This window comes from Hydrogenophaga sp. GW823-FHT04C09 (assembly GCF_058796355.1).
Window position 1 is genome coordinate 1 of sequence record NZ_JBXAIO010000008.1, and the last position, 12,059, is coordinate 12,059.

The window sequence follows — 12,059 nt, forward strand, 5'->3', positions numbered from 1 at the left end:
CCGCCGTGCGCGAGGTCACCAAGCTGCGCGCCCAGGTCGAGCTCGTCCAGCCAGGCTCCCTGCCCAACGACGGCAAGGTGATCGAGGACGCGCGCAGCTACCAGTAGGAAAAGCCCCGCAACCATCGCGGAACTGACGCCAAACTGACGCCAAAAGTGCGCCAACGAGGGTTTTCCCCGGCCCGGAGCTAAGTAATTTCCGCGATACGGACAAGGGATGGCGGGGCTACGATCGCCCGGTAATCAACCTCTCAAGGAGCATCGTATGAAGAAGATCCTCGCCCTGGCGGCCTTGGCTGCAAGCATTTCGTCAGGCGCCTTCGCGCAGGGCTTCCCCAACAAGCCCATCTCCTTCGTGGTGCCCTTCGCCGCGGGCGGCCCGACGGACCTGGTGGCACGCCGTCTCGCCGAAGCCATGCGCAAGCCCCTGGGCGGCGCCAACATCGTGGTGGAAAACGCCGCCGGCGCCGGCGGCACCATCGGTGCCACCAAGGTGGCCCGGGCCGCGCCGGACGGCTACACCCTGCTGGTCTGGCACATCGGCATGGCCGCCACCACCAGCCTGTACCGCAAGCAGACCTTCAAGCCGCTCGAAGACTTCGAGTACCTGGGCGCGATCAACGACGTGCCCATGACCCTGCTGGGCAGCAACAAGCTCAACGCCAACACCTACCGCGACTTCGAGGCCTACATCCGCGCCAACGGCGGCAAGCTCAACCTGGCCCACGCCGGCCTGGGTTCCGCGTCACACATCTGCGGCCTGATGTGGCAGTCCGCCATGAAGCTCGACAAGTCGCTGACCACCATCCCCTATGGCGGCACCGCGCCGGCCATGAACGACCTCATCGGCGGCAACGTCGATGTGATGTGCGACCAGACCACCAACACCACCTCGCAGATCGAAGCCGGCCGCGTGAAGGCCTTCGCGGTCACCACCGCCAAGCGCCTGGACAACCACAAGCTGCTCAAGGACTACCCCTCGCTGCAGGAAATGGGCCTCAAGGACTTCAACCTGACCATCTGGCACGGCCTGTACGCCCCCAAGGGCACGCCGCCCGATGTGACCAAGAAGCTCAACGAAGCCCTGCAGGTGGCCCTGAAGGACCCGGCCTTCATCAAGAGCCAGATCGACCTGGGCGCCATCGTGGTGACCGACAACCGCGTCACGCCGGCCGGCCACAAGGCCTTCGTGGCCAGCGAAATCGCCAAGCTCAAGGCCGCCATCGACGGCGCCGGCCAGTACGCCGACTGATTTCGTGCCGCACGCCCGAAAGGGCGGCTCCATGCAAGCCGCCCTCGGGCGGCTTTTCTTTTTGCCACCCAAGGAGACATCGCATGGACGACAAGCCGTTTTCCGCCTCGCGCCGCCACCACCTGCGGACCCTGGCCGCCGCCACCGCCGCCCTGGGCCTGCCAGGCCTTGGCTGGGCGCAGGCCGCCTGGCCGAGCAAACCGGTGCGCATCGTCGTGCCGTTCGCGCCCGGTGGCACCACCGACATCCTGGCCCGTGTGCTGGCGCCCGAGCTGAGCAAGACCCTGGGGCAGTCCTTCGTGGTGGAAAACCGCGCCGGTGCCGGCGGCAACATCGGCGCCGAGGTGGTCGCCAAGTCGCCGGGCGACGGCTACACCCTGCTCATGGGCACGGTGGGCACGCACGGCATCAACAAGTCGCTCTACGACAAGCTGCCCTACGACCCGCAGAAGGACTTCGCGCCCATCACCCTGGTGGCCGGCGTGCCCAACGTGATGGTGATGGGCACCAAGCGGGCGCAGGCCCTGGGCATCACCAGCGTGGCCGACTTCGTGAAGTACGCCAAGGCACACCCCGGCCGGCTGAACATGGCCTCCAGCGGCAACGGCACCTCCATCCACCTGGCGGGCGAGCTGTTCAAGTCGCGCACCGGCATCTTCATGACGCACATTCCCTACCGTGGCTCCGGACCGGCGCTGACCGATCTGCTGGCGGGCTCGATCGACGTGATGTTCGACAACCTGCCCTCGGCGATGCCGCACATCCAGGCCGGCAACCTCAAGGCCTTCGCGGTGACCAGCGCGGTGCGCTCATCGGCCCTGCCCGACGTGCCCACGGTGGCCGAGGCCGGCAACCTGCCCGGGTTCGAAGCCAGCTCGTGGTTCGGCCTGCTCGCGCCCACCGGCACGCCGACCGAGGTGGTGAACCGGCTGCAGCAGGAGACCGCCAAGGCCCTGAACCTGCCGGCGGTGAAAGAGCGCCTGGTGGCCCAGGGCGCCATCCCCAGCGGCAACACGCCGGCCGAATTCGCGCGCCTGATCGACGCCGAGACCACCAAGTGGGCCGCCGTGGTCAAGGCCTCCGGCGCCCGCGTGGACTGAAGAACCCGCGCAGCGGCGCGGCCCGCAACGAAAGAAGTGCACCCTCCAGAGGCATCAAGGGTCCGGCTGCGCCGGCCCGAGATGCCGTCCCCCTCGAAGCGCCGAAGGCGCGCCACGGAGGGGGGAAGCCGCGCAGCGGCGCAGGGGGGTGTTTCTCCTCACACTCCCCAGACGATCTCGACGTTCGCCTTCTCGCAGCGCTCCAGCATCTCGATGAAAGGTGCGGCGCGCATGCGCAGGCTCACCGGGTCGACCTGCGCGTCGTCGTGTTGGCCTTCCGCTTCCGCTTTCTCTTTCTGCTTCTGACGGGCCGCGTCGTCCGCCGCCACGGCGGCCCGGATCTTCTGCACGGCCGCGTCCATTTCGCCGGGCTGGATGATGCCCGGGCCCGACAGACGCTTGCCCAGGATCTCCAGCATGCGTTGGCCGTGCTGCTGCAGCATGACGAGGTCGCCCGTTTCGCGGGACTTGAATCGATACACAGACATGAGTGCCTCCGGGGGTGGTGAGGTAAGGCCATTCTTGCACCTACACGCCATGGAAAACCAGGGGATTTGTAGGAAGGACGTCCCGACGGATGTAGGACGCATGGCCCGGGGCGTCGCCGCAGCCGAATGGGCTACGGGTTTACCCGATTGGAGTTGTATATTTTAAACCTAAACTAATTAGGCATGAAAACATCCGTTCCAGCGCTTCGGCGCATCCTGTGCATCGGTGGCGGCCCGGCGGGCCTGTACTTCGCTCTGCTCATGAAGCGGCGCGACCCCTCGCTCACCGTCACGGTGGTCGAGCGCAACCGGCCGTTCGACACCTTCGGCTGGGGCGTGGTGCTGTCGGACCAGACCCTGGGCAACCTGCGCGAGGCCGACCCCGAATCGGCCGCGCTGATCGGTGAAGCCTTCAACCACTGGGACGACATCGAGGTCTTCTTCAAGGGCGGCCGCGTGCGGTCCGGCGGCCACGGCTTCTGCGGCATCGGCCGCAAGAAGCTGCTCAACATCCTGCAGGAGCGTTGCCTGGCGCTGGGCGTGAACCTGGTGTTCGAGACCGACGTGACCGACGACCAGGCGCTCGCGGCGCAATACGAGGCCGACCTGGTGATCGCCAGCGACGGCCTCAACAGCCGCATCCGCACGCGCTACGCCGACACCTTCCAGCCCGACATCGACACCCGGCAATGCCGCTTCGTCTGGCTCGGCACCAAGAAGACCTTCGACGCCTTCACCTTCGCCTTCGTGCAGACCGAACACGGCTGGTTCCAGGCGCACGCCTACAAGTTCGACGGCGAGACCTCCACCTTCATCGTGGAAACGCCCGAGGAGGTCTGGAAGGCGCACGGCATCGACCAGATGAGCCAGGAAGACGGCGTGGCCTTCTGCGAGAAGCTGTTCGCCCCCTACCTCGACGGCCACGCCCTCATCAGCAACGCCTCGCACCTGCGCGGCTCGGCGATCTGGATCCGCTTCCCGCGCGTGATCTGCCACACCTGGGTGCACTGGCAAGAGATTGCTCGCCCCCACGCTCCACCGCTGCGCGGGTCGCTGCCCCCCGAGGGGGCTGATCCGGCTTGGGGCGGCCCGGCGCCGGATCACGGCGGCCGCAAGACCCCCATCGTGCTCATGGGCGACGCCGCGCACACCGCGCATTTCTCCATCGGCAGCGGCACCAAGCTCGCGCTGGAAGACGCGATCGACCTGGCCGACGAGTTCTCGCGCCACGCGAATGCCGACGTGGCCGAGGTGCTGCAGGGCTACGAAGCGCGCCGCAGCGTGGAGGTGCTCAAGATCCAGAACGCCGCGCGCAACTCCACCGAGTGGTTCGAGAACGTGGACCGCTACACGGGCATGGAGGTCGAGCAGTTCGCCTACTCGCTGCTCACGCGCAGCCAGCGCATCAGCCACGAGAACCTGCGCCTGCGCGACGCGAAATGGCTCGAAGGCTATGAGGCCTGGCTGCAGACCCAGGCCCAACCCGGCGTGCCGGTGAAGAAACACCCCACGCCGCCCATGCTGCTGCCGCTCACGGTGCGCGGCCTCACGCTGAAGAACCGCATCGTGGTCTCGCCCATGGCGCAGTACAGCGCGGTCGACGGCGTGGTGGGCGACTACCACCTGGTGCACCTGGGCGCTCGCGCCATGGGCGGCGCCGCGCTGGTGATGGTGGAGATGACCAGCCCCACGCCCGAAGGCCGCATCACCCCCGGCTGCCCGGGCCTGTGGAACGAGGCGCAGCAGGCCGGCCTGAAACGCATCGTCGATTTCGTGCACGGCCACAGCAGCGCCAAGATCGGCCTGCAACTGGGCCACAGCGGCGCCAAGGGCTCGACCCAGCTCGGCTGGGAGCAGATCGACGAGCCCCTGCCCAGCGGCAATTGGCCGCTGCTCTCGGCCAGCGCCGTGCCGTATGGCGAACAGAACCAGGTGCCGCGCGCCATGACGCGCGCCGACATGGACGCCATGACGGCGGCCTTCGTCGCTTCCACCCAGCGCGCGGCCGAGGCCGGCTTCGACTGGTTGGAACTGCACGCGGCCCACGGCTACCTGCTGTCCAGCTTCATCACCCCCCTCACCAACCAGCGCACCGACGACTACGGCGGCTCGCTCGCCAACCGCTGCCGCTACCCGCTGGAGGTGTTCACCGCCATGCGCGCGGCATGGCCGGCCGACAAGCCGTTCAGCGTGCGCATCTCCGCGCACGACTGGGCGCCAGGCGGCAACACGCCCGACGACGCGGTCGAGATCGCGCGCCTCTTCAAGGCCGCCGGCTGCGACCTGATCGACGTGTCCTCGGGCCAGACCACGCGCACGGCCAAGCCGGTGTACGGCCGCATGTACCAGACGCCGTTCGCCGACCGCGTGCGCAACGAGGCCGGCATCCTCACCATGGCGGTGGGCGCGATCACCGAAGCCGACCACGCCAACAGCATCATCGCGGCCGGCCGCGCCGACCTCTGCGCCGTGGCGCGCCCGCACCTGGCCGACCCGGCCTGGACGCTGCACGAAGCCGCCAAGCTGCAGACCCGCGCCATCGAATGGCCGCGCCCCTACGAGAGCGGGCGCGACCAGCTCTACCGCGAGATCGCCCGCCAGCAAGCCCTCAACGCCCCTACACCATGACCCCTCCTTCACCGCTCGACCTCGAAGCCCGCGCCCACAGCGAACACGCGCACGAGCTGCGCCTGTGGCTGCGGCTGCTGACCTGCTCGCAACTGATCGAGAAGCGCGTGCGCGCCGGCCTGCGCGAGCAGTTCGACACCACGCTGCCGCGCTTCGACCTCATGGCCCAGCTCGAACGCCACCCCGACGGGCTGAAGATGAAGGAGCTCTCGCACCGGCTCATGGTCACCGGCGGCAACGTCACCGGCATCACCGACCAGCTCGTCAACGAAGGCCTGGTGGAGCGCATGGGCGTGGACGGCGACCGGCGCGCCTTCCGCGTGCGCCTCACGCCGCACGGCCGCGCCAGCTTCGTCGAGATGGCCCAGCAGCACGAGAGCTGGATCGTCGAAGCCTTCGAAGGCCTGAGCCCGCGCGACCTGGACAGCCTGCACAAGCTGCTGGGCAAAGTGAAACAGCACCAGCTCGAACTCAACCAGCGGATCGACGAAGAATGAAACACCCCATCCCCGACCACAACCCGATGCGCGGCCAGTACGGCCCCAAGGCCACGCCCGCCCCCACCCACTTCGCGCTCCGCGTGGGCGACGACGGCGTGGCCACCGTCACGCTCAACCGGCCCGAGCGCAAGAACCCGCTGACCTTCGACTCCTACGCCGAGCTGCGCGACTGGTTCCTCGGCCTGCAGAAGGCCACCGACGTGCGCGCCGTGGTGCTCACCGGCGCGGGCGACAACTTCTGCTCGGGCGGCGACGTGCACGAGATCATCGGCCCGCTCACGAAGATGAGCATGCCCGAGCTGCTGGCCTTCACGCGCATGACCGGCGCGCTGGTGAGCGCCATGCGCGCCTGCCCGCAGCCCATCGTGGCCGCGATCGACGGCGTGTGCGCCGGTGCCGGCGCGATGATGGCGCTGGCCTCCGACCTGCGCCTGGGCACGCCGCTGACGAACACCGCCTTCCTGTTCACCCGCGTGGGCCTCGCGGGCGCCGACATGGGCGCCTGCGCGCTGCTGCCGCGCATGATCGGCCAGGGCCGCGCCAGCGAGCTGCTGTTCACCGGCCGCGCCATGAGCGCCACCGAAGGCCATGCCTGGGGTTTCTTCAACGCGCTGCACGACAGCGCCGCGCTGCTGCCCGCCGCGCACAAGCTCGCCGCGCAACTCGCGCAAGGCCCCACCTTCGCGCACGGCATGACCAAGACCATGCTGCACCAGGAGTGGGCCATGACGCTGGACCAGGCGATCGAGGCCGAGGCCCAGGCCCAGGCCATCTGCATGCAGACGCAGGACTTCCGCCGCGCCTACGAGGCCTTCGCGGCCAAGCAGCGCCCGGTCTTCGAAGGAGATTGACGTGGTCGCCTTCGAACACCCGCACGGCCTGCGCCCACCCCAAGCGCAGTGGGAACTGCCTTTCTTCGACGCCCACCACCGCGAGATGGCGCCGCGCCTGGCCGACTGGGCCGCGCTGCAGGGTGTCGATGAAACCGACGACCGCGCCGCCTGCCGCGACTGGGTGGCGCGCCTGGGCCAGGACGGCTGGCTGCGCTACTGCGTGCCCGGGGCCCACGGCGGCGCCCTGCCCTCGCTGGACTCGCGCTCGCTGGTGATCCTGCGCGAAACCCTGGCCTTCCACTCGCCGCTGGCCGACTTCGCCTTCGCCATGCAGGGCCTGGGCAGCGGCGCCATCACGCTCGCCGGCACCCCGGCCCAGAAGGCGCGCTACCTGAGCGCGGTCGCCAGCGGCCAGAAGATCGCCGCCTTCGCGCTCAGCGAGCCCGACGCCGGCTCCGACGTGGCCGCCATGGCCACGCGCGCCACGCAGGCGGCGGGCGGCTGGGCGCTCGACGGCAGCAAGACCTGGATCAGCAACGGCGACCTGGCCGACTTCTACGTCGTCTTCGCCAAGACCGACCCCGAGGCCGGCGCGCGCGGCATCAGCGCCTTCATCGTCGACGCCCGGCAACCCGGCCTGGACAGCAGCGAACACATCCACGTGATGGCCCCGCACCCGCTGGCCACGCTGCGCTTCAGCGGCTGCGCCGTCGGCCCCGACGCCATGGTCGGCCCGCTGCACGGCGGCTTCAAGCTCGCCATGCAGACGCTGGACATCTTCCGCGCCTCGGTCGCCGCCGCCGCGCTGGGCATGGCGCGGCGCGCCTTCGCCGAAAGCGTCGCGCACGCGAAGCAGCGCAAGATGTTCGGCCAGACCCTGGCCGACTTCCAGCTCACGCAGGCCCGGCTCGGCGAGATGAGCGCGCTCATCGACGCCGCCGCCGTGCTCACCTACCGCGCCGCCTGGCAGCGCGACTGCAGCGCCACGCAGGGCGCGGGCACGCCGGCCTACACCACGGCCGCGGCCACCGCCAAGCTCACCGCCACCGAAAACGCGCAGCGCGTGATCGACATGGCGCTGCAGATGTTCGGCGGGCGCGGCGTGCAGGTGGGCCAGAAGGTCGAGAGCCTGTACCGCGACATCCGTTCGCTGCGCATCTACGAGGGTGCGAGCGAGGTTCAACTGTTGATCCTTGGCAAGGCCGCATTGAAATGAGCACCCCCGCCGCGCTTCGCGCGACCCCCTCAAGGGGGCAATGCCTGCGGCCCGGCAAAGCCGGTTCCGCGGCATTTCTGGTTCAAGGCACTTCGCGCCGACGTCACTGGAATGAGTGAATGATGAAAATTGCCATCCCGTCCGCCCAGCCCGACCACTTCGTGCACGACCGCCTGCCCCCGCCGGCGCAGTGGCCGGAACTGCGCTTCGACCGGCCCGAGCTGCAACTGCCCGCGCAGGTCAACGCCGTGCACGCGCTGTTCCAGCGCGCCATCGCGGCGGGCCATGGCGACCGCCCGCTGTTCCGCAGCGAGGAGCGCACGCTGACCTACGCGCAGGCGCAGCTCGAGGTGAACCGCATCGCCAACGCGCTCACGGTGGAGCTGGGCCTGGTGCCCGGCAACCGCGTGCTGCTGCGCGGCGGCAACTCGGTGGCCATGGCGCTGGCCTGGCTGGGCACGGTGCAGGCCGGCCTGATCGCGGTGGCCACCATGCCGCTGCTGCGCGCGAAGGAGCTCGGCGCCATCCTCACCAAGGCCCAGCCCTCGGTGGCGCTGTGCGACGTGAAACTGCAGGACGAGCTCAAGGCGGCGCTCGCGGCCGATCCCGCCATGGCCGGCATGAAGCTGCTGACCTTCAACACGGCCGAAGGGGAGGCGCCACACTCGCTTGAAGCCCTGGCGCGGCGCCAGTGCGAACACGGCACGCCCTGCCCCACCGCCGCCACCGACATCGCGCTGCTGGCCTTCACCTCGGGCACCACCGGCACGCCCAAGGCCGCCGTGCACACCCACCGCGACGTGCTCGCCGCCTGCGAGACCTGGCCGCGCCACGTGCTGCGCGCCACGCCGGACGACATCGTCATGGGCTCGCCGCCGCTGGCCTTCACCTTCGGCCTGGGCGGTCTGCTGGTCTTCCCCATGTGGGCCGGCGCCTCAGTCTACTTCCCGTCCATCCCCTACACGCCCGAGGCCATGGTGCAGCTCATCGGCCGCGTGGGCGCCACCATCTGCTACACCGCGCCCACCTTCTACCGCCAGATGGCCGCGTTCGCGCGCCAGCACGGCATCGGCCGCCTGCGCATCAGCGTGAGCGCGGGCGAGGGCCTGCCCGATGCCACGCGCCAGCTCTGGAAGGAAGCCAGCGGGCTGGAGATGCTCGACGGCATCGGCGCCACCGAGATGTTCCACATCTTCATCTCCTCCCCGCCCGAGGCGGTGCGTCGCGGCGCCATCGGCCAGGTGGTGCCGGGCTACGAGGCGCGCGTGGTGGACGACGAAGGCCGGCCGCTGCCCGTGGGCGAGGTCGGCAAGCTCGCCGTGATCGGCCCGACCGGCTGCAAGTACCTGGACGAACCGCGCCAGACCCAGTACGTGCGCGACGGCTGGAACTTCCCCGGCGACGCCTTCCGCCAGGACGCCGACGGCTACTTCTTCTACCAGGCGCGCACCGACGACATGATCATCACCGCCGGCTACAACGTGGCCGGCCCCGAGGTGGAGGCCGCGCTGCTGCAGCACCCGGCGGTGGCCGAGTGCGGCGTGGTCGGCAAGGCCGACGAGGAGCGCGGCCAGATCGTGCTGGCCTATGTGGTGCTCAAACCCGGCGAAGCCGCCGACGCGGCGCAGGTCAAGGCGCTGCAGGAGCACGTGAAACAGAACATGGCGCCCTACAAATACCCGCGCGAGGTGGTCTTCGTGAACCAGCTCCCGCGCACCGAAACCGGCAAGCTGCAGCGCTTCGCGCTGCGCCAGCAAGCCCAACAACATCGAAGCCAACCGACATGATGAAACACCTGCAACCGCCCGGCTGGGCAGCACCCAAGGGCTACGCCAACGGCATCGCCGCGCGCGGCACCCACGTCTACGTGGGCGGCCAGATCGGCTGGAACGCCGCCCAGGTGTTCGAGAGCGACGACTTCATCGCCCAGACGCGCCAGACCCTGCTCAACGTGCGCGACGTGCTCGCCTGCGCCGAGGCCGGGCCGCAGCACATGGTGCGCATGACCTGGTACGTGATCGACCGGGTGGAGTACAACGCGCGCCTGCGCGAACTCGGCGAGGTCTACCGCGAGGTGATGGGCCGCCACTTCCCGGCCATGACCTGCGTGGAGGTGAGCGCGCTCATGGAAGCGCGCGCCAAGGTGGAGATCGAAGTCACGGCGGTGGTGCCGGACTGAGCCGGCGTGCACGCTGCAGTGCACCAAGACAACGACAGCGCAGGGGACTCCTGGGTGCGGCCGCGGGTTTGATTCCAGAATGGCCGGTTCCGAAGGATGGTCCTTCGGGATTCACCCCTCGGAGGAGACCCATGAAAAGCACACGACTGTGGATGGCATTGCTGGCCTGCGGGTTGGCGACGGGCGCGATGGCGCAGGCGGGCAAGGACAACCTCGCCACGCTCAAGCAGATGAAGGTCTCGGGCGTCGACCTGAACATTCCGCCGGTGCCCCAGGAAGGTCGCAATGCCGAGGCGATCCGCGCCAACCTGCGGTCCGTGAAGCTGCCCCCGGGGTTCAAGATCGAGCTGTACGCGGTGGTGCCCGACGCGCGCCACATGGCGGTGGCGCCCAGCACCAACATGCTGTTCGTGGGCACGCGCAAGACCCGCGTGTGGGCCGTGACCGACCGCAACGGCGACGGCACGGCCGACGAGGTCAAACCCTTCGCGCCTTCGCTCAACTTCAAGGTGCCCAATGGCGTGTGCTGGACCAAGGACGGCTTCCTCGTCGTGGTCGAGCACAACCGCGTGCTCAACTTCCCGGCCGCCGAGTTCTTCTACGAAGGCCCCGACGTGGCGGTGATCGAGGTGGTGGGCCAGGGCAAGCTGATCCCGGAGGAAGAGGAGTCCTTCAACCACGGCGCGCGCGTGTGCCGCGTGAGCGACGACGGCAAGCTCTACATCACGCTCGGCCAGCCGCACAACGTTCAGCCGGCGGGCAAGGTGGCGCTGTACGAGCAGGTCGGCATCGGCGGCATCGTGCGCCTGAACCCCTTCGACGGCTCCGGCCGCGAGGTGTTCGCGCGCGGCGTGCGCAACTCGGTGGGCATGGACATCAACCCCAAGGACAAGACGGTGTGGTGGACCGACAACCAGACCGACGGGCTGGGCGACGAGGTGCCGCCTGGCGAGCTCAACCGCTCCACCGCCGCCGGCCAGCATTTCGGTTATCCCTACTGGAACGGCAAGTTCAAGGTGGCCGGCTCGGCCGCCGCGCCCGACCTCAAGGACATGAAGGAGCCGGCCAACGCGGTGTTCCCGCAGGTGGAGTTCCCGGCCCACCAGGCGCAGCTGGGCATGGCGTTCTACAACGGCGGCATGTTCCCCACCAAGTACCGGGGCGGCATGTTCGTGGCGGCCCACGGTTCCTGGAACCGCACCAAGGCCACGGGCGCGCTGATCAACTACGTGCCGGTCAATGCCGATGGCACCGCCGGCAAGGCCGAGGTCTTCGCCGAAGGCTGGCTGGACGCCAACGGGGTCTACAAGGGCCGGCCGGTGGACGTGGCGCCGATGAAGGACGGCTCGCTGCTGATCTCGGACGACTACGTCGGCGCGATCTACCGCGTGACGTACTCGAATTGATGGCACACCCCCCTGCGCCGCTGACGCGGCTTCCCCCCTCCGTGGCGCGCCTTCGGCGCTTCGAGGGGGGACGGCAGCTTGGGCCGGCGCAGCCGGACCCTCGCTGCCTCTGGCTGAGGCTGTTTCACTCGGTGCGGATCGCACTTCTGCTCATGGTCGTGGGCGGCGCGGGCGCTGCCGCCACTGCCGCCGACCTCGAGGCGGGCAAGGCCCGCGCGGCCACCGCGTGCGCGGTGTGCCACGGCCCGGTGGGCCTGTCGATGCAGCCCAACGTGCCCCACCTCGCGGGCCAGCCGCTGTTCTACCTCACGGAACAGCTGCGGAACTACCGCAGCGGCAAACGCGCGAACGAGGTGATGTCGGTGATCGCCAAACCGCTGACGGACGCCGAGATCGACAACCTGGCGCTCTGGTACTCGTCCTTGCAGGTGCGGGTGGACGCGCCCTGAGGCCGGCGC

At 69.3% G+C, this 12,059-nt stretch carries 11 protein-coding genes; 10 read left to right on the forward strand and 1 reads right to left on the reverse strand.

Features of this window, described 5'->3' with window-relative positions; all coding sequences use genetic code 11:
- Nucleotides 1-264 precede the first annotated feature (264 nt).
- The gene (locus AC1Q9M_RS20135) at nt 265-1,251 is read left to right on the forward strand and encodes a tripartite tricarboxylate transporter substrate-binding protein (protein WP_382322024.1); all 987 of its coding nucleotides are present in this window, start codon (nt 265-267) and stop codon (nt 1,249-1,251) included.
- A gap of 83 nt (nt 1,252-1,334) precedes the next feature.
- Complete coding sequence (locus AC1Q9M_RS20140; RefSeq protein ID WP_382322026.1) at nt 1,335-2,351, forward strand: Bug family tripartite tricarboxylate transporter substrate binding protein; 1,017 nt, start codon at nt 1,335-1,337, stop codon at nt 2,349-2,351.
- 158 nt (nt 2,352-2,509) lie between these two features.
- Here AC1Q9M_RS20140 and AC1Q9M_RS20145 read toward each other — a convergent pair whose 3' ends face one another.
- Nucleotides 2,510-2,839, reverse strand: coding sequence for a DUF1840 domain-containing protein (locus tag AC1Q9M_RS20145; RefSeq protein WP_382322027.1), 330 nt, complete (start codon nt 2,837-2,839; stop codon nt 2,510-2,512).
- Between the two features lie 183 nt (nt 2,840-3,022).
- Here AC1Q9M_RS20145 and AC1Q9M_RS20150 point away from each other — a divergent pair, with 183 nt between their 5' ends.
- The 8 genes from AC1Q9M_RS20150 (at nt 3,023) to AC1Q9M_RS20185 (ending at nt 12,050) form a co-directional block, all read left to right on the forward strand.
- Complete coding sequence (locus AC1Q9M_RS20150) at nt 3,023-5,467, forward strand: bifunctional salicylyl-CoA 5-hydroxylase/oxidoreductase (RefSeq protein WP_444687506.1); 2,445 nt, start codon at nt 3,023-3,025, stop codon at nt 5,465-5,467.
- Nucleotides 5,464-5,964 carry a MarR family winged helix-turn-helix transcriptional regulator gene (locus AC1Q9M_RS20155; RefSeq protein WP_382322030.1) on the forward strand — a complete coding sequence of 167 codons (501 nt, stop codon included), beginning with the start codon at nt 5,464-5,466 and terminating at the stop codon, nt 5,962-5,964. The genes AC1Q9M_RS20150 and AC1Q9M_RS20155 overlap by 4 nt, the downstream gene beginning before the upstream one ends.
- Entirely contained in the window at nt 5,961-6,818 is an 858-nt protein-coding gene (locus AC1Q9M_RS20160; protein ID WP_492435425.1) for an enoyl-CoA hydratase family protein, read from the forward strand. Before AC1Q9M_RS20155 ends, AC1Q9M_RS20160 begins: the two co-directional genes overlap by 4 nt.
- An 85-nt stretch (nt 6,819-6,903) precedes the next feature.
- On the forward strand, nt 6,904-8,016 hold the full coding sequence (locus tag AC1Q9M_RS20165; protein ID WP_492435697.1) for an acyl-CoA dehydrogenase family protein: 1,113 nt from the start codon (nt 6,904-6,906) through the stop codon (nt 8,014-8,016).
- 122 nt (nt 8,017-8,138) lie between these two features.
- A complete protein-coding gene (locus tag AC1Q9M_RS20170; protein WP_492435426.1) occupies nt 8,139-9,803 on the forward strand; it encodes a benzoate-CoA ligase family protein in 1,665 nt (554 codons plus the stop codon).
- Nucleotides 9,800-10,195 (forward strand): RidA family protein, encoded by a 396-nt coding sequence (locus AC1Q9M_RS20175; protein ID WP_382322031.1) that lies wholly within the window; start codon nt 9,800-9,802, stop codon nt 10,193-10,195. The genes AC1Q9M_RS20170 and AC1Q9M_RS20175 overlap by 4 nt, the downstream gene beginning before the upstream one ends.
- A gap of 131 nt (nt 10,196-10,326) precedes the next feature.
- Nucleotides 10,327-11,601 carry a PQQ-dependent sugar dehydrogenase gene (locus AC1Q9M_RS20180; RefSeq protein WP_444687508.1) on the forward strand — a complete coding sequence of 425 codons (1,275 nt, stop codon included), beginning with the start codon at nt 10,327-10,329 and terminating at the stop codon, nt 11,599-11,601.
- Nucleotides 11,602-11,732: 131 nt separating this feature from the next.
- Nucleotides 11,733-12,050 (forward strand): c-type cytochrome, encoded by a 318-nt coding sequence (locus AC1Q9M_RS20185; protein WP_382322033.1) that lies wholly within the window; start codon nt 11,733-11,735, stop codon nt 12,048-12,050.
- Nucleotides 12,051-12,059: the final 9 nt, after the last annotated feature.

Excerpts from the sequence above, each read along its gene's own strand:
- AC1Q9M_RS20175 (WP_382322031.1), top strand. The coding sequence starts at position 9,800 with ATGATGAAACACCTGCAACCGCCCGGCTGGGCAGCACCCAAGGGCTAC.
- AC1Q9M_RS20160 (WP_492435425.1), top strand. The coding sequence starts at position 5,961 with ATGAAACACCCCATCCCCGACCACAACCCGATGCGCGGCCAGTACGGC.
- AC1Q9M_RS20150 (WP_444687506.1), top strand. The coding sequence starts at position 3,023 with ATGAAAACATCCGTTCCAGCGCTTCGGCGCATCCTGTGCATCGGTGGC.
- AC1Q9M_RS20170 (WP_492435426.1), top strand. The coding sequence starts at position 8,139 with ATGAAAATTGCCATCCCGTCCGCCCAGCCCGACCACTTCGTGCACGAC.
- AC1Q9M_RS20140 (WP_382322026.1), top strand. The coding sequence starts at position 1,335 with ATGGACGACAAGCCGTTTTCCGCCTCGCGCCGCCACCACCTGCGGACC.
- AC1Q9M_RS20165 (WP_492435697.1), top strand. The coding sequence starts at position 6,904 with ATGGCGCCGCGCCTGGCCGACTGGGCCGCGCTGCAGGGTGTCGATGAA.
- AC1Q9M_RS20180 (WP_444687508.1), top strand. The coding sequence starts at position 10,327 with ATGAAAAGCACACGACTGTGGATGGCATTGCTGGCCTGCGGGTTGGCG.
- AC1Q9M_RS20155 (WP_382322030.1), top strand. The coding sequence starts at position 5,464 with ATGACCCCTCCTTCACCGCTCGACCTCGAAGCCCGCGCCCACAGCGAA.
- AC1Q9M_RS20135 (WP_382322024.1), top strand. The coding sequence starts at position 265 with ATGAAGAAGATCCTCGCCCTGGCGGCCTTGGCTGCAAGCATTTCGTCA.
- AC1Q9M_RS20145 (WP_382322027.1), bottom strand. The coding sequence starts at position 2,839 with ATGTCTGTGTATCGATTCAAGTCCCGCGAAACGGGCGACCTCGTCATG.